The following is a 26,673-nucleotide window of genomic DNA, read 5'->3' as shown; positions in this document are numbered from 1 at the left end:
TGCAAAAATAATTCTAAATTTTTTGTTACCCTATCGGTTTTAGTACCTTTGTAATACATCGAAATTGCAATGAATTATGCCGGATACGATTAAGGGCGACAAGGATTTTGAACACATTCCTTCCATTCACGCCAAATGCCTTAGGATAAACCTAAACGAAAATATTTACGGAACCTTCGCTGAGATTGGAGCGGGTCAAGAAACCGTTAGAAATTTCTTTAGGGCTGGAGGAGCTTCCGGAACTATTGCTAAGACCATGTCAGCCTATGACAAGGACTTTAGTGACGCTATTTACGGTGTGGAGGCAGACGGTCGTTATGTGACAGAACCGCGTTTGAAACGCATGTTGGAGCACGAAACTAAACTTATTGAAGAGCGTATTCATCGCGATAAGCATCCGGATAAGATCTTCTTTACTTATGCCAATACAGTGACTACCATTGACTTTGCTAAAAAGTACAAAGGTCACGGATGGGTTGGAATTCGCTTCCAAACAACTCCAGATGAGGATTACAGTGAAATCATTCTTCACGTTCGTTTTAAAGAAAATGACGCGCGTTTACAACAGATTACACTCGGAACACTTGGAGTTAACCTGATCTACGGGGCGTTCTATAAACACGATCAGCCTAGAAAATTACTGCGTTACCTATACGATCACTTGCACAAGGATCAAATAGAGATCGATACAATCAACTTCTCAGGCCCGCGATTTGCCACTGTAGACAACCGCTTGATGAGTTTACAGCTGATCAAGAACGGCATGACCGAAGCGATCATCTTTGGCCCAGATGGAAACAACATCCTGCCAGCGCGTATTCTTTACAAAAAGAACATTCTAGCCTTGCGCGGTAGTTTTAGACCGGTAACCAAGGTGAACATCGATATGTATGAAACGGCTCACCAACTGTTCATGCAAGAGAACAAAGTGGATCCGGAGCGATCTATTTCCATCTTTGAGATCACACTTTCTAACCTCCGTGCAGAAGGTGAAATCGATGAAAGAGACTTTATGGACCGTGCTGAATTACTATGTTCTTTAGGACATACAGTACTGATCTCCAATTTCCAGGAATATTACAAACTGGTTGAATACTTTAGCAACTATACCAAGAACCGTATTGGTCTGGCTATGGGAGTTAACAATTTGGTTGACGTATTTGATGAGAAGTATTACCGTCACCTTTCTGGTGGAATCTTGGAAGCATTTGGTAAGCTCTTCTACAAAGACCTAAAGGTTTACCTCTACCCGATGCGTACCAGTGAAGGTGAATATATAACTAGTGAGAACCTTAAAGTACATCCACGTATGAAAGAGCTCTACAAGTTCTTCAAATACAACGGTAAGCTCGTAGATATTGAAAACTTTAATGAAAATGTCTTGGACATCTTCTCTCGTGAAGTCTTACGAATGATTGAAGCTGGAGAATCTGGTTGGGAACAAATGCTTCCTGACGGTATCTCAGAGATGATCAAAAAAGAAGGCCTCTTCAATTGTAGTGAAAAGGCCCTGCAGTCTTAAATCTTTCAATATATCTTAGAGTTCTAAGATCTGAGCGGCATGCGCTTTGGTTTTTACTTTAGAAATGACATGGTCCACCACGCCTTCTTCGTTGATCAAAAAGGTCATACGGTGGATTCCGTCGTATTCTCGTCCCATAAACTTTTTAGGTCCCCAAACACCAAAGGCGTTGATTACCTCCTTTTCTGTATCAGCTAATAATGGGAATGGAAATTCGTACTTGGTGCTGAAATTCTTCTGCTTACGCTCCGTATCGGCACTTACACCCACTAAATGGTAACCTTTGGCTTGTAATTCACTGTAATGGTCACGCAGATCACAAGCTTCTGCAGTACAACCCGGTGTGCTGGCTGCTGGGTAAAAGAAAACTACCCATTTCTTTCCTTTAAAATCGTTAGAATCTACTGGGTTTCCGTCCTGATCGTTGACTTTGAAATGCGGAACCGCATCTCCGGCTTTTAGTGTATTCATTTTGCTATTTTTGTTCAAATTTACGCAATAATGACCAAGCAGGAAAAGGTAAAATTTGTCATCGATACGTTACAAGAGCTTTATCCGGAGATTCCCATCCCTTTAGATCATAAAGATCCATATACATTGCTCATTGCGGTATTGATGTCTGCGCAAAGCACGGATGTACGCGTGAATGAAATTACACCCAAGTTATTTGAAGTCGCTGATAATCCTTATGATATGATCAAACTCACCCAAGAAGAAATACGCGAGATCATAAAACCCGTTGGGCTGTCACCAATGAAATCTAAAGGTATCTATGAGCTCTCACACATCTTAATAAATGAACACAACGGTCAGGTTCCCGCAAGTTTTGAAGCCTTAGAAGCACTGCCTGCTGTAGGTCATAAAACAGCGAGTGTTGTCATGGCGCAGGCTTTTAATGTTCCCGCTTTTCCTGTAGATACGCATATTCACCGCTTAATGTACCGTTGGGGATTCACCAATGGCAAAAACGTGGTGCAAACGGAGAAAGATGCTAAACACTTGTTTCCAAAGGATTTATGGAATCAATTACACTTGCAAATAATTTGGTACGGGCGCCAATATTCTCCAGCAAGAGGTTGGGATCTTGAAAAAGATATCATTACCAAGACTGTTGGAAGAAAAACGGTCTTGAACGATTACTACAAGGCAAAAGCTAAAAAGAAGAACTAAAGAACTTTAAAAAGTCTAAATCTCTTCCATAAAAAAACCCGCCGTTAAGCGGGTTTTTCCAAAGTTTAGTTTAGAAGTGCTTCAAACTTCAATTTATTATAATCTATAACACTTAAAGCCTTAGAATAATCCAGAAGGAACTTAATTGTCTCTTCTTTTGGGACCATTTTATTCACGGGGTCCCTGCGTGAGGTCTTAGAGTACATTTCTTGCATAGAACGTTGTTTAAGAGTTAATGTTCTTAAAAAACGCGGCAAGTATTATTTTATTGTACTAATTGGTTAAAATTATATTGTGCTTGTCAATCACCTTGCGGAGGTTGATCAAAGCATAACGCATTCTACCCAAAGCTGTATTGATGGAAACGCCCGTCTGCTCTGAGATCTCTTTAAAACTCATATCCTTGTACATGCGCATGATGAGTACATTTTTTTGATCTTCTGGCAACTCTTCAATCAGTCTTTTTACGTCATCCGCAACTTGATCTTTAATGATGCGCTTCTCCGCATTTAAAGATTCATCGCTTAAAACAGAAAAAATATTGAAATCTCCGTTGTTCTCGAATTTTGGCATGCGATTGTTCTTTCTGAAGTAATCGATCACCAAATTGTGAGAAATACGCATCACCCAAGGCAGGAATTTCCCTTCTTCATTGTACGCACCGCGTTTCAGAGTACGAATTACTTTGATAAACGTATCCTGAAAGATATCTTCTGCGACATCTCGGTCGTAAACTTTTGAATAAATAAAACTGAATATCTTTTCCTTGTGTCGGGTAATAAGCTGACATAATGCAGCCTCATTACCATCAATGTAGGCTTTTACAAGGTGTGCGTCACTGGTTAAGTTGCGTTCCATATTAGTACTTTATTAGTCTCAAAAACCGCTAGGGCTCTGGTTTCTATCTAATTATAAAGTAGTAATATGCTATAGGCGTGTGCTTTAAAAGAGGTGTTAATGTTCGTAAATATAACAACAATCTTTTCAGAAAAGCAAAAAAAAAATTGGTTTTTGTTTAAAACTTGTACCGACTTACCCCTATTAAAAACGGCATTTAAGTGGTATCTTTGCAGGGTTTTTTAAAGCAAAATTCGTGTCCAAAACAACCTCCGATTTTAAAAACAACATCCTTATTCAAGGCGCTAAATTGCACAACCTTAAGAATATTGATGTTACCATACCTAGAAATAAGCTGGTGGTTGTGACAGGTCTTTCAGGAAGTGGTAAATCCAGTTTGGCTTTTGACACGCTTTATGCAGAGGGACAAAGACGTTATGTAGAAAGTCTTTCTTCATACGCGCGCCAATTCTTAGGGCGTTTAAGCAAACCCAAAGTAGACGCTATTAAGGGAATCGCTCCTGCTATTGCTATTGAACAAAAGGTAAATGCCACCAACCCGCGTTCTACAGTGGGAACTTCCACAGAGATCTATGACTATCTCAAACTGCTCTTTACTCGAATTGGCAAGACCTACTCGCCTATCTCAGGAGAACTTGTTAAAAAAGATACTGTCACGGATGTCTTGGATTATATCAAAACCTTAGAAGACGGAAAAAGACTGCTGTTGTTAGCCCCGATTACTTTGGAAGAAGGCCGCAGCATGGAAAACAAATTAAAGGCCTTATTGCAGCAAGGATATGCTCGTATCAAAGCCAATGATCAGGTATTGCGTATAGAGGACAGTTTGGATAAAGCTCTTCCTAAAACGCTTTATTTGGTGGTAGATCGTATTGTAAAGAAAGACGATGAAGATTTTTTTCACCGTTTAGGAGATGCGGTTGAGATGGCCTTTTACGAAGGAAAAGGAGATGTGATCATTGATCCTGTAGATGAAGGCACTCAAAAACCATTCAACAATCGTTTTGAGTTGGACGGACAAACCTTTTTGGAGCCCAATATTCATCTTTTCAGCTTCAACAACCCTTATGGAGCCTGCCCTACTTGTGAGGGATATGGAGATGTGATTGGAATTGACCCAGACTTGGTCGTTCCAAATACGGCTTTATCGGTCTATGAGAATGCCATCTTCCCTTGGCGCGGTGAAACCATGAGTTGGTATCGCGATCAATTGGTAAACAATGCTTACAAATTCGATTTCCCAATTCACAAGCCTTGGTTTGAACTTTCAGAAGCTGACAAACGCCTGGTTTGGCAAGGAAACAACTACTTTGAAGGCCTGAACAGTTTCTTTAAAGAACTGGAAGCCAAAAGCTATAAGATCCAAAACCGTGTAATGCTATCGCGCTATCGCGGGAAGACGCGCTGCGGAACTTGTTATGGTCGGCGTTTAAGACCGGAAGCTAACTACGTTAAGATTCAAGGCAAGTCGATCTCTGATCTGGTTGAACTGCCTATTGAAGAGGTTCGCAACTTCTTTCAGCAATTGGAACTCAACGATCACGACGCGCAAGTAGCAAAACGATTGCTCTTAGAGATCAACAATAGATTGAGATTCTTGTCTAATGTTGGACTCAATTATCTGACACTGAATCGTAAATCCAATACGCTCTCCGGTGGAGAATCGCAGCGCATCAACCTAGCCACGTCTTTAGGTTCTAGTTTGGTTGGGTCAATGTATATACTTGATGAGCCCAGTATTGGCCTGCATCCGCGAGATACTGAAAAACTCATAGGTGTACTAGAATCACTGCGTGATCTAGGAAATACGGTTATTGTTGTGGAGCACGATGAAGACCTCATGAAAGCGGCAGACACCATCATTGATATTGGACCTGAAGCAGGTACTTTTGGTGGTGAAGTGGTCGCTACCGGAACCTATGATGAGATCTTAAAATCCGATTCACTTACCGCTGGATATTTAAGTGGTCGTTTAGAGATCAGTGTACCTGAAAAGCGTCGGGAAGTCACTCAAACCATCGAACTGAAAGGGGCTAGACACAATAACCTAAAGAATATAGACGTGAGCTTTCCTTTAGGAAGCTTTAGCGTAGTCACTGGAGTTTCTGGTTCTGGTAAGAGTACACTAGTGAAAAAGATCCTCTTCCCTGCCCTACAACGTAAATTGGGAGGATACGGAGATAAACCTGGCCAGTTCTCTACGCTAGAACTACCGGAAAACGCCTTGCAGAATATCGAGTTTGTGGACCAGAATCCAATTGGGCGTTCAAGCCGCTCCAATCCGGTTACCTACATCAAAGCCTATGATGATATTCGCTCTTTATTTGCCTCGCAGAAACTTTCTGATATCCGCGGCTATAAAGCCAAGCACTTCTCTTTCAATGTAGATGGTGGACGCTGTGAAACCTGCAAAGGAGAAGGCGTTGTGACCATTGAGATGCAATTCATGGCCGATGTTCATTTGGAATGTGATACCTGTAAAGGAAAGCGTTTCAAAAAAGAGATCTTGGAAGTGCAATTCCACGGAAAGAATATTCACGATATTTTGACCATGACCGTTGACGAGGCCATTGCGTTTTTTGATCAACACGGAGAAACTAAGATCCACGATAAGCTAAAACCTCTGCAAGCGGTAGGCTTAGGCTATGTGCAATTAGGCCAAAGTTCCTCTACACTTTCTGGTGGAGAAGCGCAACGTATAAAATTAGCTTCTTTCTTAATCAAAGGAGCGAATAAAGACAAAACCTTATTCATTTTTGATGAGCCTACTACTGGTTTGCATTTCCACGACATTAAAAAGTTGTTGGATTCTTTCAATGCGCTCCTAGACAACGGTCATTCCATCATTGTGGTGGAACACAACCTGGACCTGATCAAGTGTGTTGATCACATTATTGATCTCGGACCAGAAGGCGGAGATAAAGGAGGTACTGTTGTCGCTTCAGGAACTCCGGAGCAAATTGTACAAATCGCTGAATCATTCACTGCGCAGCACCTCCGAGAAAAGCTATAACTAGCTCATTTACATCGTTTTAAAATTTTGGCACGCCCTTTGGTTTACTTAAGGCAATAGCGCAAGCCGAAAAGCTTAAAGAGTAGGCAAAACCCAAAATTTTAGAATTATGAAAAAAGCAATTCTTACAGTAGGTCTTTTCCTTTTTGGAATTTCTACACAGGCAAATGTGAATACAGAATCTAAGGTTTACAATCCTTGGGGCAACTACGAACGCTATTTAAGTACACAATCAGTAAGTTTTTATGAAGATGGTATCTTGTTTGAAGTGTTCTTGGATGGCAGTTTTAGCTATGTCCTTCCAAACGCCGTACACTATAACAGACGTACCCGTGTCAATGGAAGACGCAATGCCAGCAGAAGCTTACCGATTCACAACACACGATATCGTGGCCGCGGGCATTACCGACTAAACGTAGATCGATTTGGTGTACTGCACAACATTGGACGTACCAACATCTTTTATAAACCGAATGGTAAGGTTAGATTCATTGGAGATGTTTCTTTGAGATACCGCAGAGGCCGTTTAATAAGTGTAGGTGGAATGGAGATCTTTTACAACCGACGCGGTCGTGTAACCCATACGCTGGGTAATATTAACCGACGTAATATAGTCTACGGAGTATGTGGAGTTGCAGGAAGCACTACGTATACCTTTGGCAACAGATATTTTGGAAACGGCCATTACGATACTACCTATCGCACAGGTAGACGTTCTAGAACTCAGAACAATAATGCTGATTGGGATTTTGACTGGGATGACGATTGGGATGATGACTGGGACGATGATGATGATGATGACGATGATAACAGACGCGGACGTCGCAGCCGCAACTAGTATCATGATTTAGTTGATGTAGCACTGCTCTTTAAGGAGGGCAGTGTTTTTTTATTGCTGACAATCAAGGGTTTAAAAGTTTGGCACGCCCTTTGTATTTAAGTAAGCGTAATGCTAACCAGAATGCAATTACAAACTAAAACTTAAAGTGATGAAAAAACTTGGCATACTACTTAGCGGACTCTTACTGAGTGTTTCTGGATTCTTTTCAGATGCCCGCGCAGACGACAGACGATACAACTTTGACGGATCTTCATACATCTTTGTAGAAGGTGGTGTAGAATTCTCAGTATTCCCAGACGGACAGTTTGATTTTGTCTTCTTGGGAGGAAACACGGTCAACGTAAATGTGAATACTCCTGCAGTGAGTATCAACTACAATTCTGGTTACGATTACGACGCATTTGTACAGTACGATGATTACGGAGCTGTTATTCAGATTGAAAACGTACCGATCTTTTATGACAACTTCGGACGAATCTCTAGAGCAGGAACGGTAGATATCGTATACAACAACAGACGCATTGTACGTGTAGGTGGCCTACAGGTCTTTTATAACAACTTTGGATACTTTGATTATACGGTTGGATTTATCAGCCCTTTTTACAGAACCTATGTATACAGACCATGGCACGTATTTTACGCCAGACCGTTCTTTAACAACTGTATTGTATACAACTACCCGTACCGCAGATACTATGCACCAGTGCGCTATACATACGCAAATCATCTGCGCTACTACAACAACAGAGGTCGTAGAGCTTATGTGAACGGAAGACGCGATTTTTACCGCCCTGGAAGTAGAATCCACTATAGAAACGGAAGAACAGCGGCGAATCCAGATTACCGTCCGGCACGCAGATCAGGTAGAGATGCTGTAGCTACAAATCGCGGTAGAAGCTCGAGTAGAGCGACAACAGCGAACAACCGCAGAAGCATGAGTGCGAACACTCGTGGAGGAAGCACCTCTCGCGATATGAGAAGTTCAAGATCAAGCAATATGCGTAACGGTAGTGCAACAAGCACACGTGGAAACAGATCCAGCATGAGCAGTCGCGGAAACACCACAAACAACCGTGGAACCGTTGCTCGCAGTGGAAGCTCTAACAGCAGATCCTCTGGCAATATGCGCTCTCAGCGCAGTACCAACAGATCTTCTGGAAACATGAGATCTCAGCGAAGCACTAGCAGGTCTTCTGGGAATATGAGAAGCTCGTCTTCTCGTAGCAACCAGAGAGCTACCTCAAGCAGATCTACACGCAGTAGCAGCATGAACCGCTCCAGCGGATCAAGCTCAAGAGCAAATCGATCTGGAGGATCGCGGTCTAACACCCGCATGAGTTCTAGCAATTCTAGAAGCTCTCGCTCAGCGAATGTTTCACGCGGCAGTAGCAGCAGAAACTCCAACGCACGCAGCACGCGTAGCGGTAGAAGAAATTAAAGATCATTTTTTGGTTGGTTAGTTAGGAACCCTTGTTATGACGGTCTATGTCTTGCAAGGGTTTCGCTTTTTAGAACGGTAGCCAATTGCTCGGTAAGCACTTTGCGGTCGAATTGTTCTATGGATTTGTTTTGAAGTGCTAAGGACTTATTTTTATAGGACTTATAGGCGTTTAGAATGTAAGCGCCTAAATAGTCCTCATGGAGCTGCTTATAATTAAAAAAGGCGCCACTACCCGACTCCTCCACCAATTGTTTGATGTCACTCCCCTCGGGCCCTATCGCAAGGATGGGTCTACGCGCCATCATGTATTCAAAGAGCTTCCCAGGTAAGATCGCCCGTGTCTCTGGTGCATTGATCTCCAAGAGTAATAACAACTGACTTTGATGCTGGAGCACAATGGCTTCGCTGTGGTCTACATAACCTTTAAATTCGGCATGTTCAGAAAGCTCGTGATGAGTTAAAGAGATTTTGACTTCATCTGCTACCACACCTGCAAAAACAAGTTTTAGATCCTTTTTAAAGGCTTCATCCGCTTTGCAAAATTCCCCGAGTAGCTTCCAGAGCGACTCTGGATTGCGTCTGGCCAAGAGCGAGCCAATATGCGATATACTGAACTGTCTGTCTAAATCCAGCTGCTTTGAAGGTTTGTTTGAGGTGTCGTAACCGTTGGTGATCACCGCAATGGGTTGTTTGGTAAGGGTTTCAAACTCCTTTTTAGTCGATGGACTGGTCACCAGAATCTGATCTGCGGTATTTAAAACAGTAGCTTCTAAATGCTTGTGCTTTTTAGCATTCCAAGGAAGCAAACGCAAGGATTTGTGATATCCAATGGTGGTCCATGGATCTCTAAAATCTGCTAGCCAAGGGATGTTTAAAGCTTCTTTGAGTTGTTTTCCTATAAGATGAACGCTGTGTGGAGGTCCAGTAGTGATTATAATATCGTAATGCTGCTCTTTGAGATGATCCTTCAAATATTTGACAGATGGTTTGACCCAAGCCTTTCTCGCATCAGGAATAAAAAAGTTCCCACGAATGAAAAGCATTAACTTCTTAAGCAGGGAAGGATTCTCATCAATAATGCCCTTACTAAGGGTCTTAGTAGACTTTTTACCCAACCGTTTACCCAAGCCGTAAGGCTCCCATATGGGATGCTTTAAGACCTTTATGCCTTTTGGCACTTCTTGCAAAAGCCCCTCATCTACAATGGGATAGGTTGGATTCTCAGGAATGTAAACGGTAGGTTCAATTCCATTTTCGGGCAGATACGTACAAAACTTCAGCCAACGCTGAACCCCTGGCCCACCTGCTGGCGGCCAATAATAGGTAATTACCAAAACTTTTAAGGGCTCCATGCTAGGCAGCTTCTCGGTCAGATTTTCTGTAGTTCATATACCCAAATCCCAGCAAGATCAGTATGAAGACGGTAGCAGAAACTAAACTTAAAAGGCTTCCGCGTTGCACCACTTCTGGTTCAAAAGAGAACACGATCTCATGAGATCCAGCCGGTAACACCATAGCTCTTAGGGTATAATTAGCTCTAAAATAGTCAGCATCTTGACCGTCAACGGTCAGCTTCCAACCGGGTTTATAGTACATCTCAGAAAAGACCGCTAAGCCCTCTTGACTACTGTTACTCGTATAAACCATTCTATTAGGTGCAAACTCTTTAAGGCTGATGGTTGCTGTGGAATCAACCGTGAAACGCTTGCCGCTTAGTTGTTCGGCAAAGTCTGAATGAACTACGGCTTTACGTTTTGTATCTAAATCTGCTAAGGCTTGGATTTCCTCATCTGCTGAATTTACCATTTCATAGTCGGAGACAAACCAGGAATTGCCATTGGCTCCCGGATTGCGCTGCGCAAAAGGCCCACCGTTATCTCCAAAGCGAATCAAATAACGCACATTGAACATATTGATGATGTTCATATTGGGCTGTTCACGCATCAGGTAGAAATGGTTAATATCATTGATGCGGCCCATTTTAACTGCGGAATACCCTCCCAAGGCGTTGTGGAAGAAACTCGCACGTCCACTGGTAAAAGCAGCACTGGTCATATCGTATACTCTAAAGAAACCGTCGGTGTCCTTTTGAATTTGAAGATCCGCGCCATTGGCTTGATATGGCTGTTCCATCACACGAGAGTCAACAAAGTCATCCTCGTTGACGTAGCGTTTATCAACACCAACCAAATCGACCACTATCAAAACCGCTAAAATCCCAACAGCCACTGGTTCTTTGATCATTTGGCGCATCAGAGCAAACAATACAGCAAAACTGGCAACGACCAATCCTAGGGATCGTAAACTGTCTTCTTTAAACACAGAGAATCTATCGGCCTGAATACCTTCAATGAGTAAAGGTCCAATCTCACCCAAGGCTGCAGCAACGTCAGCATCATAGGGCGCCTCGAAATCAAACAAACTGGATCCGAAGAGGTAAAAAATCAGCAACAATCCAGAGACTATCCCACCGGAAAGCAGCAATGCCTTCTTACGGCTTTCCTTAGAATTGAAATCATTAAAGAGTTGGTGCAGACCAATAACAGCCGCAATAGGCAACAACAGCTCAATGATCACTTGCATGGAGCTAACGGCTCTAAACTTATTGTAAAGCGGCACATAGTCTACAAAGAATTCGGTGAGGAAGGCAAAATTCTTACCCCAAGAGAGCAACAGACTTAAAATAATACCTCCTAACAACCACCAACGCAATCGGCCTTTGATCAAAAAGAAGCCTAAAAGCGCTAAAAAGACCACTATGGCTCCAACATAGGCCGGAGCTTCTATAATGGGTTGTTGCCCCCAATACATGGGCAACGGAACCTGTCTCAAGATATTATTCGCATCTTCCGGGGAGATCGGTAAACCTCTCAAGGTTTCAATAAGTTCGCTTTCTTCTGGCAAGGGTTCTCCAGAACCACCTCCCATAAAACGAGGGACCATTAAATTGAATGATTCCAGTTTCCCATAACTGTACTCCGTGATATAATCGTATGATAGACCGTTGGTAACCTCTTTAGGAGTTCCGTCTGGTTTGATGGTCAATTCGCTCTTTCCGCGCATGGAATAAGGTGCGTACTCAGCGGTCGCTAATATATTCGCACTGTTAAATCCAATGGCCAATAATACAGCTCCGCACAGGATTAAAACAGATTTTGTAAAATGTTGTAGTTGCTTTTTTAAGATGGCATCAATCAAATAAGCTATTCCCAAAACCACAACCAATATCAAGAGGTAATAGGTCATCTGGAAGTGGTTGGCCACCAATTCCAAGCCCATGGCAATTGCCGTAAGTGCAAATCCCCAAAGATACTTCCGCCTAAAGGTTAAAATTATCCCCGCCAAAACTAGTGGCATATAGGCTATGGCGTGTGCTTTCAAATTATGTCCTACCCCGAGTATTATGATCAAATAGGTGGAAAAGCCAAAAGCTAAGGCACCCAGAAATGCGAGCTTATAGTCTACTTTCATGACCAAAAGCAGCACATACATACTCAGCAAATACAAAAACAAATAATCTGCAGGTCTTGGCAGAAAGCGCAGTGTTAGGTCTAGTTTTTTGATCAGGTGGTTTGGATAGCGCGCTCCGATCTGATAGGTTGGCATTCCGCCAAAGGCGCCATTGGTCCAATAGGTCTCCTCACCAGTTGCTGCTTTAAAGTCGCGTTGTTGCTTGGCAATTCCATTGAATTGAGCAATATCGCTTTGAAAGATGGTATCGCCTTGAAGTACCGGACTGAAATAGATCAGCGAGGCTAAGACAAATAGAATTAAAACAATGAGATGAGGAAGCGCTTTTTTTAAGGCAGCCATAGAAGCGGATTTAAGCCTCCAAATTAATCAATTTCTTCATAATCGATATAGTCCCCGACTACCTTAGTGGCCTCTTTTTTTCCTTGTGGCTTGCGGTGCACATGTACACTGCCTTCTGGCTTAGGGGGTTGCTGTTGCTCAAAGGCTCCAAATTGTTGTTCAAAGCGCTGCTGAAGCTTTTTACTGGCATAGCGCAAAATGTATGGCGCAGCGAGTTTTAACGCAAAACGCAGCATCAGCAATACCAAAATAACGATCAAAAACGTTCTCAATGCATCCATGCACTTTAAATTTAATGTAAAGGTAGGGATTCAGCGGGCAAGAAGCCGCTAAAGAACTATTAAAAAACTAATAAATTCTGCTATCTTTGACTGCAAACCAACACCCCATGATCACCCGCCTCTGGCTAAGTTTATGCATACTTCTGATAAGTGTTCCGACCGCTCTAGGTCAATATACGGAGACCATTAATTCCAACCGACCCGGTAATTCACAAGGTGCTTTTGCTGTAGGTAAAAACGTGCTACAACTGGAATTGGGCCTGGGATTAGGTCAAGAGAATCACGATCTGCTCAACACGGAGGCCAGTGCTTTCAGTATTGACTACGCCGTTCGTTATGGACTTCTCAAAGAGCGATTAGAGATCAACGCTATAGGAAATTACCAACGCAATGAAGTTACTTTCAATGATGGTTTTGTTACGGGTGACTTTACTCAGGCAAATTTTAGACTTAACAGTGTTGGAGCTAAGTATCTCTTATACGACCCGTACAGAAAGCGTGATTTAGAAGGTCCGAATCTATACAGCTGGAAAGCTAACAACACTTTTCAGTGGCGCGACTTGATCCCTGCTGTATCTGTTTATGCAGGTGCCAATTTTGACTTTGAGGACAATCCATTCACACCAGAAGATGAATTGACCATCAGTCCGCGTGTGGTTATCATTACTCAGAATAACTTTTTAGGCGGATGGGTTTTTGTAACGAATATTATTGTTGATCGTGTAACTACTGAGTTTCCGTCTTACAGCTATATCTTGACCTTGACGCACGCCTTTAGCGAGAAATTCTCTGCTTTTGTTGAGAATGAGGGGATCAAAAGTGACTTTTATGCAGACCAGCTCTTTAGAGGTGGTGCAGCTTATCTGTTCAACAAAGACTTCCAGTTGGATGCCTCGGTACTGCTGAATTGGAAGGACACTCCTACCCGCACCTTCTTTAGAATTGGTGCGAGCTATCGGTTTGATATGCACGGAGAAGATGAATATATAGAAGAAACTGGGCCTGATGGAGAACCCATTAACAAAAAGAAAAAGAAGAAAAAGCGCAACCGCCGTGATGATGTCGACGTTGAAGACGATGGCGGAAATCCTTTTGAAGACCGTCCATGATTGAAGTCAAACAAATAACCAGCAAAAAAGACCTCAAGGCCTTTGTACGCTTTCCTTTCAGCCTTTACAAAGATTGCAAATATTGGGTGCCACCGCTTATCAATGATGAGCTAGAGACCTTAAGTGGCGAGAAAAATCCTGTTTTCAAAAATGCTGAAACTCAATATTTCTTAGCGTATAAGAACGGTGAAATTGCAGGGCGCATTGCTGCTATTATCAATCATTTAGAGATCAACGAGCAAGGCAAGAAAAAGATGCGTTTCGGTTGGTTGGATATGATTGACGACATTGAAGTGACCAAAGCCCTTTTGGAAGCGGTAAAGACCATTGGGAAGCAAAATAATCTTGAATATATAGAAGGACCTGTGGGCTTCTCCAATATGGAAAAGGCCGGGATCTTGACTATGGGGTATGAGGAATTGAATACCATGATCACCTGGTACCACTTTCCTTACTATGCAGAGCATTTTGAAAAACTCGGATTTGAAAAACAGGCAACTTGGGTGGAATACCGCCTGAGTATTCCTCCTGAAATGAAGGAAAAGGTGAAAAAATTCTCTGCCTTGATCAAAAAGCGCTATGATCTTGAGGTCATTCGCTTTGGTTCTAAAAAAGAGATCATTCCTTATGTAGACGCTATGTTTGAGTTATTGAACAACACCTACAACAGTCTGCAAACCTTTGTTCCTATTCAACAATATCAGATCGATTATTACAAGGAGAAGTACTTCAACTTCATCCATCCGGATTATATTACCTGTATCAAAGACAATACGGGCAAGCTCATCGCCTTTTCCGTGGTGATGCCGAGCTTCTCTAAGGCCCTTAAAAAGGCCAATGGTAAACTCTTCCCGTTTGGATGGTATCATTTAATGCAAGCTCAGAAAAAGAACGATACCGCCGCTTTCTATTTAATTGGTATTGATCCGGAATACCAAGGAAAAGGCGTTACTGCTATTATTTTTGCGGAAATGCAAAAGCTCTTCAATGCCAAAGGAATTACCCAAGTGGAAACCAATCCAGAATTGGCGGAGAATACAGCCGTACAACTACTTTGGAAGGATTACGGCCCGGTGCAGCACAAGGAACGCAGCACCTTTAGAAAAGACCTATAAAAAAAGCCACCGTATTGGTGGCTTTTTTTAGTTCATATATCAGAACTATTATTCTCCCATTGAAGCTGCTAGAGCTGCTGAAAGTCTTTTGTAAGTTCCGTTTTCTAAACGCTCGCGAATAGCAGAGAACGCTTCTAATGTTTCTTGAATATCCTCCATAGTGTGAGACGCCGTTGGAATCATTCTAAGCAGAATTAATCCTTTAGGTATTACAGGATAAACCACTATAGAACAGAATACTCCGTGATTCTCTCTTAGGTCTTTCACTAAGGCCATAGCCTCTGGAATACTCCCTTTAAGATAAACTGGAGTTACACAACTCTGTGTAGTTCCTAGATCAAATCCACGCTCGCGCAGACCGTCTTGTAGTGCGTTTACGTTCTCCCACAATTTGTCTTTGTACTGAGTACTTGAACGCATCATATCCAAACGCTTCAATGCACCAACAACCAACTGCATTTGCAGCGACTTGGCGAACATTTGAGAACGCAGGTTGTATTTTAAGTAATTAATGATCTCTTCGTCTCCAGCGATAAATGCTCCTGTAGAGGCCATAGATTTCGCAAAAGTGGCGAAGTATACATCGATATCATCTTGTACGCCTTGCTCTTCTCCGGCACCAGCTCCTGTTTTCCCAAGAGTTCCGAAACCGTGAGCGTCATCTACGAACAATCTGAAGTTATATTTTTCTTTTAGCGCAACGATCTCTTTTAGCTTTCCTTGCTCTCCACGCATTCCAAAAACACCTTCAGAGATCAAAAGAATTCCTCCTCCAGTCTTCTCAGCTACTTTCTCAGCGCGTTTTAGGTTCTTTTCGATACTTTCCATATCGTTGTGCTTATAGGTAAAGCGCTGACCTAAGTGAAGACGAACACCGTCAATGATACAAGCGTGAGCATCTACATCATATACAATCACATCATCCTTAGAAACCAAAGCATCAATGGTAGATACCATTCCTTGGTAACCGAAGTTTAATAAGTATGCGGCTTGTTTGTTTACAAATGCAGCTAGCTCGTTCTGCAATTGTTCGTGCAGATTAGTATGCCCGCTCATCATACGAGCTCCCATTGGGTATGCTGAACCGTATTGTGCGGCTGCAGCGGCATCTACTTCACGAACTTCTGGATGGTTTGCCAATCCTAGGTAGTCGTTCACACTCCAAGTGATCACTTCCTTCCCGTTGAACATCATTCGATTACCGATTGGTCCTTCTAGCTTAGGGAATACGAAATAGCCTTCTGCTGCTTCTGCCCACTTGCCTAACGGCCCCTTATCTCTGTAAATCTTTTCGAATAAATCCTTTGCCAAATCTTTGCTATTAAAGTTTCCGGGCAAAATTATAAATTTATTCCTAATTATCAGGGTTTTTCGCGAATTCCTGCGCATAAAAAAGCCCCGCAAATGCAGGGCTTAAGTATTTTGTTTAAGGCGTTTATTTCACATATTGAATGTTGCCAACAACCTCTTCGTGTTCTGCGTCAAAGAAGCCTTGCTCCTTCATCCACTTGTCTGAGTAGACTTTACTCATATAGCGCGAACCGTGATCCGGTAGAATTACCACAACCACATCGTCTTTTTTAAAGAATCCTTCTTCTCCCAATTGTTGAACACCTTGAAGCGCTGCACCAGAGGTGTAACCTGCAAAAAGTCCTTCTTTGGTTGCAAGTTCTCTTGCTTTATGAGCACTTTCTTCATCAGTTACTTTGACAAACTGATCGATGCTATCAAAATCAGTAGCTGTTGGGATCAAGTTCTTTCCTAAACCTTCAATACGGTAGGGATAGATCTCGTTCTTATCAAACTCACGAGTTTCGTGATATTTCTTTAAAACAGACCCATAGGCATCAATTCCAACGATCTGAATATCTGGATTTTGTTCTTTTAGGTATTGGGCCGTCCCAGAAATGGTTCCGCCTGTACCGCTACAAGCCACCAAGTGTGTTATTTTACCTGCTGTTTGCTCCCAGATCTCAGGCCCTGTGCTGCGGTAATGTGCCGCGGTGTTTAAGCTGTTGAAATACTGATTGATGTATACCGAGCCTTTGATCTCGTTATGCAGTCTCTTTGCCACCTCATAATACGAACGTGGATCATCTGCTGCAACGTGTGCTGGGCAAACGTATACCTGAGCTCCCATGGCACGAAGCATATCGATCTTGTCACCACTGGATTTAGAACTCACTGCTAGAATACACTCATATCCTTTTATGATGCTCACCATAGCGATACTAAATCCAGTATTACCAGAGGTAGTTTCGATTATAGTGTCGCCAGGAGCTAAAATTCCTTGACGCTCTGCTTCTTCAATGATGTGTAAGGCAATGCGGTCTTTGGAGGAGTGACCGGGGTTGAATGCTTCAACTTTTCCGTAGAAATTACCGGGGATATCGGCAGTAATTTTGCTCAATTTGACAAGAGGTGTATTCCCAATGAGAGAAAGCACGTTGTCATGTGCTTGGATTTTGTCCTTCATAAATTCTGCTTAGTCAGAAGAAAGCCGCTCTTCTTGAGTGAATTGCGGTTTCAACCCTGCAAAGTTAAGTCAAAAATTTCAAACTACTTGGTTATACCTTCTAAATCAAAGAGGAAGGCCCAGTTTCTGGCTACTTCTTTGAGGGCTTCAAAACGTCCAGAGGCGCCACCGTGACCGGCGTCCATATTGGTGTTTAAAAGCAATACATTGTCATCGGTCTTCATTTCTCGAAGCTTAGCAACCCATTTTGCCGGTTCCCAATATTGTACTTGTGAATCGTGTAGTCCTGTAGTTACCAATAAGTTTGGATATCCTTGAGCACTCACCTGATCGTATGGAGAATAACTCAACATATAATCGTAGGAGTCTTTGTTGTTCGGGTTCCCCCACTCGTCATACTCACCAGTAGTCAATGGAATAGAATCGTCCAACATTGTAGTCACGACATCTACAAAAGGTACTGCCGCAATAACACCGTTATAAAGCTCCGGAGCCATGTTTACAATTGCTCCCATCAGCAAGCCTCCAGCTGATCCACCATAAGCGTATAAGTGATCGCTTGAAGTGTAGCCAGCCTCAATAAGAAACTTAGAACAGTCGATGAAGTCTGTAAAGGTGTTCTTCTTAGCGAACATCTTACCATCTTCATACCACTGACGGCCCATATACTGACCTCCACGAATGTGTGCAATGGCATAGATAAATCCGCGGTCCAATAGGCTCAAACGCGTCGTTGAAAAACGCGGGTCGATGGTAGAGCCATAAGATCCGTAAGCATACTGCAGTACAGGGTTCTTGCCGTTCTTTTCCATACCCTTGCGATATACCAAGGAGATCGGAATTTTGGTTCCGTCTGCAGCTGTAGCCCAAACGCGCTCAGAAGCATAATTGTCTTTATCAAATTTTCCACCCAGGACCTCGGTCTCTTTCATAACCGTAGATTCCTTAGTTGCCATATTGAAGTCAATTACAGAGGCCGGTGTGGTCATAGAATTGAAACCGTAGCGCAAAACTTCTGTGTTGAAATCTACATTTTGAGTGGTGTATGCGGTATAAGTCTCGCTTTCAAAAGGCAGGTAATAAGCCCCATCTGGATTGGCCCATGGAATGATCTTGAGTTTGTTCAGACCTTCACTACGCTCGCTTACTACTAAATAGTCTTTAAAAATATCTATGTCCTCTAATAAGACCGCGTTGTCATGAGCAATAACCTCTTCCCAGTTGTCCTTCCCAGTATTAGATACAGAAGTCTTCATGAGTTTGTAATTCTTAGCGCCGTCTTTATTGGTCAAGATGTAGAAATGATCTCCAAAGTGCGAAACATAGTATTCTAAGCCGCGTTCTCTAGCCTGTATTGGTTGGAACTCCCCCGTAGGATTGTTGGCATCTAAATATTGAAATTCAGAAGTCAAAGTACTTGTACTTCCGATCATCATATAGTCGTCTGACTTTGTTTTATACACATAGGTATAAAAAGTGTCGTCTTCCTCTGTAAAGATGAGGGTTGGATTTGTTGGGTCATCTCCGAGCTTGTGTCTGTAGATCTTATCGCTGCGGAGCGTAACCGGATCCTTCCCTGTAAAGAATAGGGTCTCGTTGTCATTAGCCCACTCAGAACCTGCCGTAGTCATTGGGATGGCCTCATCCAAGATCTCTCCCGTCTCCAAATTCTTCACGTAAATAGTATAGTTTCTACGGCTAACGGTATCTACCCCAAAAGCAACCATCTTGTTGTTTGGACTCACGTTGATTCCTCTTAGGTTGTAATAAGGATAGCCTTCTGCCATTTCATTGACATCAAAAAGCACTTCTTCCTCCGCGTCCAATGAACCTTTCTTACGCGTGTAGATCGGGTAATCCTTCCCAGTCTCGTAACGCGTCACGTAATAATAACCGTTATAGAAATAAGGCACGGAAGCATCGTCTTCTTTGATACGTCCCTTCATTTCTTGAAAAAGATCTTCTTGAAATGCCTTGGTGTGCGCGGTCATTTTATCAAAGTAATCGTTCTCTCTTTCGAGATAGTCAATCACTTCCTCATCTTCTCGATCATTAAGCCAATAGTAATTATCTACACGTACATCACCGTGAATCTCTAGGTTTTTTGCTTTCTTTTCTGCCGTTGGTGGCGTTATATCCATTGCTGCTTTAGGTTTTTGATCTTGATTGCAGGAAGCGGCAAAAATAGTGCAAACTGCTAGGATGAAGATGTTCTTGAACATGATTTTGAGTTTCTAATTGTTTTATATAGGCCCTCTAAATTAGTAAATTTGCGGCGAATAAAATGCTAAAATTATGTTCGGAGATATTATGGGAATGATGGGTAAACTCAAAGAGACCCAAGCCAAAGTTGCAGCGACCAAAGAGCGCTTAAACACTGTATTGATAGATGCAGAGAATTCAGAAGGAACGATTAATGTGACCTTAACCGCCAATCGCGAGATCAAGAATATCACCATCGCTGATGAATTATTAAGCGATAAGGAACAATTGGAAGATTATTTGGTGATCACTTTGAACAAAGCTATTGCGCAGGCAACTTCTGTAAATGAGACCGAACTCGCAGCTGTTGCCAAGGAAGGAATACCTAACATTCCTGGGCTTGACAATATGTTCGGCTAGTATTTATCGGCTACCTTATCCAGCAAGTCGTAGTGGTAGGTAGTATCGCGAAGACTGCTGTATCCAGAGACCTCCCCTATCTTTTTGCCCTTGTGATTGTAAGCGATCAATAAGGGAAAAGAACGGTCTGAGTTGTATTTTTTCAGGATCTCTTTGTTGTAGGCCAACTGTTCCGCAGAAACTATGTCCATACGACGCGGAATGTCAATCTTTACCAGGAAATAGCCCTGAGTCTTAGAACGGAACTCATCGGTTTCGAAGAAATCCTCCTTTAACTGTATACAAGGCGCACACCAATCGCTGCCCGTAAAGTAAAGTAATACAGGCATCTTATCCTTTTTGGCCATTTTCTGGGCGTCTTCCAGATTGGTCATCCACTGGGTCTTCTCCTGGGTTTGTGACCATCCGCTTTGCGTAAAGACAAAAGCTAGAACAATTAGTAGGGTTCTCATAGTTGTTGATTTGGGAACAGATATCGTGCCAAAAATGGGCAAAAAAAAGAGAAGTCCCAAATTAATGGGACTCCTCAACTCGATAGTTCACAGGATTGATTGTGAATTACTGAATGATTCTAAACTGCGTTCTGCGGTTTGCTCTGTGCTCACGCTCAGAACAAGAAACTCCATCAGCACAACGGTTTAACAATTGAGACTCTCCATATCCGTTAGAAACGATACGGCTAGAGTTGATCCCTTTAGAGATCAAGTAGTTAGTTACCGCTTGCGCACGACGCTCAGAAAGATCTCTGTTGCTGGCAGCAGTACCTCTTGAATCTGTGTGAGAAGCGATCTCTACGCGTACTCCGTCTTTCAATACTGGAAGTAATTTAGTGTCGATCTCACGCTTAGCCTCAGTAGTTAAAGTAGCAGATCCCAAGTTCCAGTTGATGTTCAAGTCATTGTATTCCAAAAGCTCACACTCTACTTCTTTCCAAGTAGTAAGTCCACCTTTTGTTTGCAATACTTCACGAGTGATCGTTTTGTAAACTGCAGGAATAGTCTCTTCTACAACTTGTGCATCTTTAACTAGTACAGTCTTAGTGATAGTAGCGTACTCTGCAGGAATCTCTACTTCTTCTACACGAGCTGGCTCAATAACCACACGCTTGGTGTAAGTAGCAGGAACTTCAGAAACTGGCGTAGAAGTAGTGCTGGCATCATTTGCTAAACGCTGAATAGCTACCGTTTGGTATTCTGCAGGATATCCTTTGTAACACCAGTAACGACAGTCATCTGGGTTGGCAGAAGCACAGTCAGGTGCTGCAGTACCAAGCTCCCACTGAGCGTAAGCTGGTTTAATCTCCAAAGTCTCTGAATCGCTAGAAAAGCTTGCAGGAATTACACGTAATGTAGAAGCTCCTTGCTTCTTTACATAAGAGATAGTCTCTGTTCCCCACTTTTCAGGAACTACAACCAATTTCTTACCGGCTGCTTTTACCATTACGCGCTCAGTTACGGTCTCATACTGTGCAGGAACGGTCTTTAATACCTTATAAGCAGGCTTAACCATTACTTGCACATCTTCATTTACATAAACGTCTGGTGTAGTACAACGTACATAACACTTACCAGGTTCTGGATTGGACGGAAGGTCTTGGGCATGAGTTAGATTCGCGAGACCTACGGCCAGGATTAGTAGTACAATTTTTCTCATTGTGATGTTTATTAGTGATTTGTTTTAACGTGGGGCAAATGTCCTTTTCTTTTAGTCTTTTTTAACAGACATTGAGATTAACTCCTAGTTAAAATCGACAAAAGACATTATTCATCGATTAAATACCATTCTAAGTTTTTTTGAAACCTTAGAGAACTCACAAATCATTTTTCAGCTTTTTTTTCGGATATTTACTTACACATACGAAGTTTAACACCAAATAATACAAACATGTTTGAATTGAAGCAAAAAGAAGGATCCGATCAGTATCACTTTGTACTGAAGGCCAAAAACGGGCAAGTTATCCTTTCTAGCCAAGTATACGCCAGCAAAAGCGGAGCGATGAATGGTATTGAGTCTGTACGTAAGAATTCTAGCGACGACGCTAAATTTGAGCGCAACACGGCTAAAAATGGAAAATTCTACTTCAACCTAAAAGCTGCCAACAGCCAAATCATTGGTACGAGCCAAATGTATGCTGCAGAAGCTGGTATGGAGAATGGAATTCAATCTATCAAGAACAACGCTCCAGACGCGGATGTTAAGGAGGTAGAGTAAATCCAACGTCCTTTAAAAAATCAAAGCCCTGCGATTGCAGGGCTTTTTTTATGACAATGTCTTTCTGAGTATTTCTAAAAACTCTTGATGCATGGCACCCGTATAATCCAAATGCGTCACTACACGCAACGCTCCTTGGCCCATATTACTCACTATTATATTATGGTCATCCATAGCTTTTAAAAAGGTGGATTCATCTTCAACATGGAAGATCACAATATTGGTCTCCACAGGAGCCACTTTTTTTACTTGAGGCAAGCTTTGTAAAACCTCCCCTATTTCTTTGGCCTTTTTATGGTCCTCAGCCAAACGTTCCACATGATGATCCAAGGCGTAAAGACAGGCGGCAGCCATATACCCTATTTGGCGCATTCCGCCTCCTAAGACCTTTCGGACGCGAATAGCATTGTCCATAAGGTCTTGATTACCGATCAAAACAGTACCTATGGGAGTACCCAATCCTTTGCTAAAACATACTGTGATGGTATCAAAGCGTTTACCAAATTCTTTGGGATCCTGCCCCATGGCAACTATAGCATTCATTAAACGAGCTCCGTCTAAGTGAAGGCCCAAACCGTGTTTGTCACAAATCGCGCGGATCTCGTCAATGGTATCAAAGTCGTAGCAAGCTCCTCCTCCTTTGTTAGTGGTATTCTCCAGACAGACCAATGTTGTGAGTGGGCTGTGATAAAAGTCAGGCGGATTGATCGCGGCCTCTACTTGAGCCGCAGTGATCTTGCCATGAGTACCGTCCAAAAGTTTACAAGATACCCCACTATTGAAAGAAACACCTCCACCTTCATAATTATATACATGTGCGTATTTATCGCAGATCAATTGCTCTCCAGGTTGAGTGTGTAGTTTAATGGCCGCTTGATTGGCCATACTTCCCGTTGGAAAGAAAAGCGCCGAAGGCTTTCCGAACATTTCAGCCATGCGTTGCTCTAAGGCATTCGCGCTCGGGTCTTCCTTATAAACATCATCGCCTACTTCTGCCTGCATAATGGCCTGAAGCATGCCGGGTGTCGGTTTGGTAACCGTATCGCTTCTGAGGTCTATCATTTAGTATTTTCTATTGAGTTTGCCTTGAGATTCAAGACTTTTCAAGGTATCATCCACCATAGCTTCTAAGGCTACCAGTGGATGGTTGTTGTTGTATTCAAAATTTTTATTCGGATGCTCAGGATCGTTGGTCAACTGGATCTCGTCATAGCGAGAGTTGAACGTTTCAGGTCCTGTAAAAAAGACATAAGCCCAACGGCAATTATATACTTCTGTCCTGGATTTGGTATCTGTATAAGGAACATCGGTGTCATATTCTTTGAGCCTTTCTGTTTTGAGCAAAAGCTCGTGTTCTTTGTAATAGACGAATATCTTCGGATCCTCAAGCTGAACCGTTTTAAACAAACCGCAATTGTCAATTTTTGTCAAATAGAGTTGTTCATCCTTAGCATAAACAACCGCAGTTTCAATGTAAGTGCCGTTTGAAGTACACCAGCTCCCATCGCGCAGCATAAATCGTTTCACACTACCCTCGCATTTGTTGGCGCGTACAAAGACCTCCGTCACGCCCTCTGCCAGCAACGCTTCTACGTGGTCTCTGAGCAAGCCTTCCACATATTGGGCATCATTTTGCGCAAACAATGGGAGGCTAAGTAGCAGTACACTTATTAAAACAAACTGTTTCATCACTATTTAGTGTTGATTATGAGAACACTGAAAGCTCCCAATAGGACTCCCGTCCGGAATGGTTGGGGCCGATTGCGGCTTGTATTCTTCTGGGTCTTCCATGAAGTTTTTAATTTCAAGAGCCAAGAACTGAGAAAACAAACTGCCTTCTTCGGTTAATACCTCCTGATTGGAAGTCAAAAAGCTCAGCGCAAGTGCCTTCACACTTGGAGTGGTTCTTCCATCCATGGCCAGATTCATCATATGCTGAATAACTCGGTGTTTAACGGCTTTAGATATCTCCGACTCGTATTCAGTGTCGAATTGGTAAACCGATATGATTTGTGCACTCAGATAATTCATAATGTCCAAAAAGCTGGCATTTTTGCTATTCATGGCTGATTGCTGATTCAATCGATTAGCCCGCTCTGGGTGCAACAAAAGTCCCAAGGTAAAATCTGCAGCAGTCGTGGCGGCACCAACTGGGTCAAAAGCCACTCCAGTCTTTCCTTTAAAGGATTCACGGTCTCTCCAATAACCAAAGGCACGTGGTGGGAATAGTTCTAATACATGCTCAGGAATCACCAAGTTTTCGGGCTTTAGGGTCTCCATCATGGCCTGAAGCGCCTTTAATTGCTCCTTTTTACTGACTACCTCGTGAATCAAATCACCATCTCCTTTAACCGAGTAGTTATAGTTTAAACCACCAATAAGCTTTACAGCTGCTTCTGTCTGGTAGCGGTGGAAGAAGTACAGCGGAACAAATACATCTTCTAGAACAGTCAGTGGTTCTCCGCTGCGGATGTTATCCACAGAAAAATTGTTCATAGCTGTCTGACGCAATTTCATGACCTCTTCCAGTTCTTTAACGGCATCTTCCCCATTATCCCAAAGGTGTGCGTATGCATGCGCCCCACCTTGAGCGCGGGCATCACTGTCTGATATGAATTGCAAGCCGTCTTTTTGAGCTTGAGCCAATACTTGGTTTAAATAGTCTTTCTCTGATTGCCCGGCTGAAGGGTCTCCGTAAGAATAAGCAACGGTTACTTTATCCCAAACTCCAATACCCGTATCATAAGCATTGCTGATGTCCAACTGGCCGTTCTTAATTCTAAGTAGTGGATGCGGATAATCCATGACACTGGCGCGTCCCGTAGGGCTAGACGCAAAATTGTGTGCAAAACCTAAGGTATGTCCTATTTCATGAGCCGAAAGCTGTCTGATTCTGGCCAAGGCCATTTCTAGCATGGGTTGGTAATTGTCATCACTATTTGCAAAAGGCTTGTTCATTAAGGCCTGTGCGATCATAAAGTCTTGACGAATCCTCAAACTCCCTAGACTTACATGTCCTTTTAAGATCTCACCGGTACGTGGATCCACAATGCTCGCTCCGTAACTCCAACCACGAGTAGATCGGTGTACCCATTGGATCATATTGTAGCGCAGGTCCATAGGATCAGCATCCTCTGGGAGCATCTTCACTTGGAAAGCATCTTTATAACCAATAGCCTCAAAAGCCTGATTCCACCAACGTCCGCCTTCTAAAAGTGCAGAACGCACGGGTTCAGGAGTTCCTGGGTCTAAATAATAAATGATGGGCTCAACCGCCTCACTTACCGCAGCGCCAGGATTCTTCTTCTCTAAGCGGTGTCTTACGATAATCCTCTTGCGAATCGGTTCCCAAATCGGCGTAGAATAATCCAAGTAAGATCGGTGGATAGCTCCGCTGCGTGGATCAAAAGCTCTGGGAGAATAACCATCATCAGGCAATTGCACAAAACTGTGGTGCTGGATCACAGTCAATGCACTGGCATCCGGTGCTACACTGCTTATGTTTCTTCCTGTGGGCTGCCCTTTAAAAGTCAGCATGGCTTCAAATTCCACATTCTTAGGGAAAGCCTTGGTGCGTTCCATCCACAATACATTGCGGGTTTTGTCCAAGCTGTACTTTCCTTCTTTAGCTCGAGCCAAACGTTGCGCAACGCCATGGGTATCTAGCATTAAAAAAGGCGTAAGGTCAATAACATAGCTGCCGCTTGCTGTAGTCTCTTTAATATCAAATCCAAACAGCACAGATTTAGCAAAAGCCTGCTCTACGGATTTACGCTCCGCTTCATTATCTGTGACCGCCCTGTAGTCTTGGTTGGGTTGCAGTAACAAAAGCTTATTGCCTGATTTAATGAATTTTACGATAACACCATCTCCCAACTGCCCACGGTCCAAACCAATGTCATTAGAACCTAGGCCAGAAGTCAACGAATGCACATACAAAAACTCTTGATCGAGCTTGTCGACTTCTAAATAAATAGCGCCCGCTTTAGGACTGTAATGAAAATCGAAGAAGCCGTTAAAGGCTTGTAGGTCTTCCTGTTTTTCTAAGAATTGTGATTTAACTGGGGAGATACAACATACAATTGCCAAAAGGCAAATCAATCGCTTCATAAAAAAATGGTTTGCTAGAGGCATAAAAATACGTCAAAATTGTTTCATCGCAGACCTTGAAGTTCTATTTTTGTGTGACTAACAAGCAAGT

At 42.7% G+C, this 26,673-nt stretch carries 22 protein-coding genes; 9 read left to right on the top strand and 13 right to left on the bottom strand.

Annotated elements, in window-relative coordinates:
- Positions 1 to 76: 76 nt before the first annotated feature.
- Positions 77 to 1,522: a TonB-dependent receptor gene (locus ACSLP7_RS10450; protein WP_435579252.1), complete on the top strand. Its 1,446-nt coding sequence runs from the start codon at positions 77 to 79 to the stop codon at positions 1,520 to 1,522.
- A 15-nt stretch (positions 1,523 to 1,537) separates the two neighbouring features.
- On the opposite strand, the gene bcp is transcribed toward ACSLP7_RS10450, so the two are convergent.
- Entirely contained in the window at positions 1,538 to 1,993 is a 456-nt protein-coding gene (gene bcp, locus ACSLP7_RS10445) for a thioredoxin-dependent thiol peroxidase (RefSeq protein WP_435579251.1), read from the bottom strand.
- 30 nt (positions 1,994 to 2,023) lie between these two features.
- On the opposite strand from bcp, the gene ACSLP7_RS10440 reads away from it, so the two are divergent.
- Complete coding sequence (locus ACSLP7_RS10440; protein ID WP_435579250.1) at positions 2,024 to 2,692, top strand: endonuclease III domain-containing protein; 669 nt, start codon at positions 2,024 to 2,026, stop codon at positions 2,690 to 2,692.
- Between the two features lie 273 nt (positions 2,693 to 2,965).
- Here the strand turns inward: ACSLP7_RS10440 and ACSLP7_RS10435 are convergent, their stop codons facing one another.
- On the bottom strand, positions 2,966 to 3,550 hold the full coding sequence (locus tag ACSLP7_RS10435) for an RNA polymerase sigma factor (RefSeq protein ID WP_435579249.1): 585 nt from the start codon (positions 3,548 to 3,550) through the stop codon (positions 2,966 to 2,968).
- Positions 3,551 to 3,785: 235 nt separating this feature from the next.
- Here ACSLP7_RS10435 and uvrA point away from each other — a divergent pair, with 235 nt between their 5' ends.
- The 3 genes from uvrA to ACSLP7_RS10420 all read left to right on the top strand — a co-directional run bounded on the left by uvrA (position 3,786) and on the right by ACSLP7_RS10420 (position 8,842).
- A complete protein-coding gene (gene uvrA, locus ACSLP7_RS10430; RefSeq protein WP_435579248.1) occupies positions 3,786 to 6,563 on the top strand; it encodes an excinuclease ABC subunit UvrA in 2,778 nt (925 codons plus the stop codon).
- A gap of 109 nt (positions 6,564 to 6,672) precedes the next feature.
- The gene (locus ACSLP7_RS10425) at positions 6,673 to 7,401 is read left to right on the top strand and encodes a hypothetical protein (protein ID WP_435579247.1); all 729 of its coding nucleotides are present in this window, start codon (positions 6,673 to 6,675) and stop codon (positions 7,399 to 7,401) included.
- A gap of 151 nt (positions 7,402 to 7,552) precedes the next feature.
- Positions 7,553 to 8,842: a hypothetical protein gene (locus ACSLP7_RS10420; RefSeq protein WP_435579246.1), complete on the top strand. Its 1,290-nt coding sequence runs from the start codon at positions 7,553 to 7,555 to the stop codon at positions 8,840 to 8,842.
- Between the two features lie 35 nt (positions 8,843 to 8,877).
- Here ACSLP7_RS10420 and ACSLP7_RS10415 read toward each other — a convergent pair whose 3' ends face one another.
- Genes ACSLP7_RS10415 through ACSLP7_RS10405 form a run of 3 tightly spaced genes read right to left on the bottom strand, consistent with a single transcriptional unit; the run spans position 8,878 to position 12,939 of the window.
- Positions 8,878 to 10,197: a glycosyltransferase family 4 protein gene (locus tag ACSLP7_RS10415; protein ID WP_435579245.1), complete on the bottom strand. Its 1,320-nt coding sequence runs from the start codon at positions 10,195 to 10,197 to the stop codon at positions 8,878 to 8,880.
- Between the two features lies 1 nt (position 10,198).
- Positions 10,199 to 12,658 carry a YfhO family protein gene (locus ACSLP7_RS10410; protein WP_435579244.1) on the bottom strand — a complete coding sequence of 820 codons (2,460 nt, stop codon included), beginning with the start codon at positions 12,656 to 12,658 and terminating at the stop codon, positions 10,199 to 10,201.
- A 23-nt stretch (positions 12,659 to 12,681) separates the two neighbouring features.
- Positions 12,682 to 12,939, bottom strand: a complete 258-nt coding sequence (locus ACSLP7_RS10405) for a DUF4834 domain-containing protein (RefSeq protein WP_291183752.1) — start codon at positions 12,937 to 12,939, stop codon at positions 12,682 to 12,684.
- A 107-nt stretch (positions 12,940 to 13,046) separates the two neighbouring features.
- Here ACSLP7_RS10405 and ACSLP7_RS10400 point away from each other — a divergent pair, with 107 nt between their 5' ends.
- Complete coding sequence (locus ACSLP7_RS10400) at positions 13,047 to 14,048, top strand: transporter (protein ID WP_435579243.1); 1,002 nt, start codon at positions 13,047 to 13,049, stop codon at positions 14,046 to 14,048.
- A complete protein-coding gene (locus tag ACSLP7_RS10395; RefSeq protein WP_435579242.1) occupies positions 14,045 to 15,163 on the top strand; it encodes a GTP cyclohydrolase in 1,119 nt (372 codons plus the stop codon). The genes ACSLP7_RS10400 and ACSLP7_RS10395 overlap by 4 nt, the downstream gene beginning before the upstream one ends.
- Positions 15,164 to 15,211: 48 nt before the next feature.
- Here the strand turns inward: ACSLP7_RS10395 and ACSLP7_RS10390 are convergent, their stop codons facing one another.
- The 3 genes from ACSLP7_RS10390 to ACSLP7_RS10380 all read right to left on the bottom strand — a co-directional run bounded on the left by ACSLP7_RS10390 (position 15,212) and on the right by ACSLP7_RS10380 (position 19,861).
- Complete coding sequence (locus ACSLP7_RS10390) at positions 15,212 to 16,474, bottom strand: aminotransferase class I/II-fold pyridoxal phosphate-dependent enzyme (protein ID WP_435579241.1); 1,263 nt, start codon at positions 16,472 to 16,474, stop codon at positions 15,212 to 15,214.
- 124 nt (positions 16,475 to 16,598) lie between these two features.
- On the bottom strand, positions 16,599 to 17,639 hold the full coding sequence (locus tag ACSLP7_RS10385; RefSeq protein WP_435579240.1) for a PLP-dependent cysteine synthase family protein: 1,041 nt from the start codon (positions 17,637 to 17,639) through the stop codon (positions 16,599 to 16,601).
- Between the two features lie 83 nt (positions 17,640 to 17,722).
- Complete coding sequence (locus ACSLP7_RS10380) at positions 17,723 to 19,861, bottom strand: S9 family peptidase (protein ID WP_435579239.1); 2,139 nt, start codon at positions 19,859 to 19,861, stop codon at positions 17,723 to 17,725.
- Between the two features lie 73 nt (positions 19,862 to 19,934).
- Here ACSLP7_RS10380 and ACSLP7_RS10375 point away from each other — a divergent pair, with 73 nt between their 5' ends.
- Positions 19,935 to 20,261: a YbaB/EbfC family nucleoid-associated protein gene (locus tag ACSLP7_RS10375; protein WP_435579238.1), complete on the top strand. Its 327-nt coding sequence runs from the start codon at positions 19,935 to 19,937 to the stop codon at positions 20,259 to 20,261.
- Here ACSLP7_RS10375 and ACSLP7_RS10370 read toward each other — a convergent pair.
- Both ACSLP7_RS10370 and ACSLP7_RS10365 read right to left on the bottom strand, forming a co-directional pair.
- Positions 20,258 to 20,713: a thioredoxin family protein gene (locus ACSLP7_RS10370; protein WP_435579237.1), complete on the bottom strand. Its 456-nt coding sequence runs from the start codon at positions 20,711 to 20,713 to the stop codon at positions 20,258 to 20,260. The genes ACSLP7_RS10375 and ACSLP7_RS10370 overlap by 4 nt on opposite strands.
- 106 nt (positions 20,714 to 20,819) lie before the next feature.
- Positions 20,820 to 21,914: an OmpA family protein gene (locus tag ACSLP7_RS10365; protein WP_435579236.1), complete on the bottom strand. Its 1,095-nt coding sequence runs from the start codon at positions 21,912 to 21,914 to the stop codon at positions 20,820 to 20,822.
- Positions 21,915 to 22,145: 231 nt separating this feature from the next.
- Between ACSLP7_RS10365 and ACSLP7_RS10360 the strand changes: the two genes are divergently transcribed.
- Positions 22,146 to 22,472, top strand: coding sequence for a YegP family protein (locus tag ACSLP7_RS10360; RefSeq protein WP_272832375.1), 327 nt, complete (start codon positions 22,146 to 22,148; stop codon positions 22,470 to 22,472).
- Between the two features lie 48 nt (positions 22,473 to 22,520).
- On the opposite strand, the gene ACSLP7_RS10355 is transcribed toward ACSLP7_RS10360, so the two are convergent.
- From ACSLP7_RS10355 to ACSLP7_RS10345, 3 genes are read right to left on the bottom strand one after another with little or no spacing between them, the layout of a single operon-like run.
- Positions 22,521 to 23,534, bottom strand: a complete 1,014-nt coding sequence (locus tag ACSLP7_RS10355; RefSeq protein ID WP_435579235.1) for a threonine aldolase family protein — start codon at positions 23,532 to 23,534, stop codon at positions 22,521 to 22,523.
- Positions 23,535 to 24,161, bottom strand: coding sequence for a hypothetical protein (locus ACSLP7_RS10350; protein WP_435579234.1), 627 nt, complete (start codon positions 24,159 to 24,161; stop codon positions 23,535 to 23,537).
- A gap of 6 nt (positions 24,162 to 24,167) precedes the next feature.
- The gene (locus ACSLP7_RS10345) at positions 24,168 to 26,582 is read right to left on the bottom strand and encodes a zinc-dependent metalloprotease (RefSeq protein WP_435579233.1); all 2,415 of its coding nucleotides are present in this window, start codon (positions 26,580 to 26,582) and stop codon (positions 24,168 to 24,170) included.
- Positions 26,583 to 26,673 lie beyond the last annotated feature (91 nt).

Origin of the sequence: Gilvibacter sp., assembly GCF_965601605.1 — a bacterium.
Lineage (GTDB): Bacteria > Bacteroidota > Bacteroidia > Flavobacteriales > Flavobacteriaceae > Gilvibacter.
Note: the sequence above shows the minus strand (reverse complement) of the source record. Positions and strands in the feature narration are given on the sequence as shown.

Bases quoted from the DNA above. Each gene is read 5' to 3' on its own strand.
- ACSLP7_RS10410 (WP_435579244.1), bottom strand. From the start codon at position 12,658: ATGGCTGCCTTAAAAAAAGCGCTTCCTCATCTCATTGTTTTAATTCTA.
- ACSLP7_RS10435 (WP_435579249.1), bottom strand. From the start codon at position 3,550: ATGGAACGCAACTTAACCAGTGACGCACACCTTGTAAAAGCCTACATT.
- ACSLP7_RS10355 (WP_435579235.1), bottom strand. From the start codon at position 23,534: ATGATAGACCTCAGAAGCGATACGGTTACCAAACCGACACCCGGCATG.
- ACSLP7_RS10365 (WP_435579236.1), bottom strand. From the start codon at position 21,914: ATGAGAAAAATTGTACTACTAATCCTGGCCGTAGGTCTCGCGAATCTA.
- ACSLP7_RS10415 (WP_435579245.1), bottom strand. From the start codon at position 10,197: ATGGAGCCCTTAAAAGTTTTGGTAATTACCTATTATTGGCCGCCAGCA.
- ACSLP7_RS10395 (WP_435579242.1), top strand. From the start codon at position 14,045: ATGATTGAAGTCAAACAAATAACCAGCAAAAAAGACCTCAAGGCCTTT.
- ACSLP7_RS10380 (WP_435579239.1), bottom strand. From the start codon at position 19,861: ATGTTCAAGAACATCTTCATCCTAGCAGTTTGCACTATTTTTGCCGCT.
- bcp (WP_435579251.1), bottom strand. From the start codon at position 1,993: ATGAATACACTAAAAGCCGGAGATGCGGTTCCGCATTTCAAAGTCAAC.
- ACSLP7_RS10420 (WP_435579246.1), top strand. From the start codon at position 7,553: ATGAAAAAACTTGGCATACTACTTAGCGGACTCTTACTGAGTGTTTCT.
- ACSLP7_RS10425 (WP_435579247.1), top strand. From the start codon at position 6,673: ATGAAAAAAGCAATTCTTACAGTAGGTCTTTTCCTTTTTGGAATTTCT.
- ACSLP7_RS10345 (WP_435579233.1), bottom strand. From the start codon at position 26,582: ATGAAGCGATTGATTTGCCTTTTGGCAATTGTATGTTGTATCTCCCCA.
- ACSLP7_RS10370 (WP_435579237.1), bottom strand. From the start codon at position 20,713: ATGAGAACCCTACTAATTGTTCTAGCTTTTGTCTTTACGCAAAGCGGA.
- ACSLP7_RS10405 (WP_291183752.1), bottom strand. From the start codon at position 12,939: ATGGATGCATTGAGAACGTTTTTGATCGTTATTTTGGTATTGCTGATG.
- ACSLP7_RS10450 (WP_435579252.1), top strand. From the start codon at position 77: ATGCCGGATACGATTAAGGGCGACAAGGATTTTGAACACATTCCTTCC.
- ACSLP7_RS10400 (WP_435579243.1), top strand. From the start codon at position 13,047: ATGATCACCCGCCTCTGGCTAAGTTTATGCATACTTCTGATAAGTGTT.
- ACSLP7_RS10360 (WP_272832375.1), top strand. From the start codon at position 22,146: ATGTTTGAATTGAAGCAAAAAGAAGGATCCGATCAGTATCACTTTGTA.
- ACSLP7_RS10440 (WP_435579250.1), top strand. From the start codon at position 2,024: ATGACCAAGCAGGAAAAGGTAAAATTTGTCATCGATACGTTACAAGAG.
- ACSLP7_RS10350 (WP_435579234.1), bottom strand. From the start codon at position 24,161: ATGAAACAGTTTGTTTTAATAAGTGTACTGCTACTTAGCCTCCCATTG.
- ACSLP7_RS10375 (WP_435579238.1), top strand. From the start codon at position 19,935: ATGTTCGGAGATATTATGGGAATGATGGGTAAACTCAAAGAGACCCAA.
- ACSLP7_RS10385 (WP_435579240.1), bottom strand. From the start codon at position 17,639: ATGAAGGACAAAATCCAAGCACATGACAACGTGCTTTCTCTCATTGGG.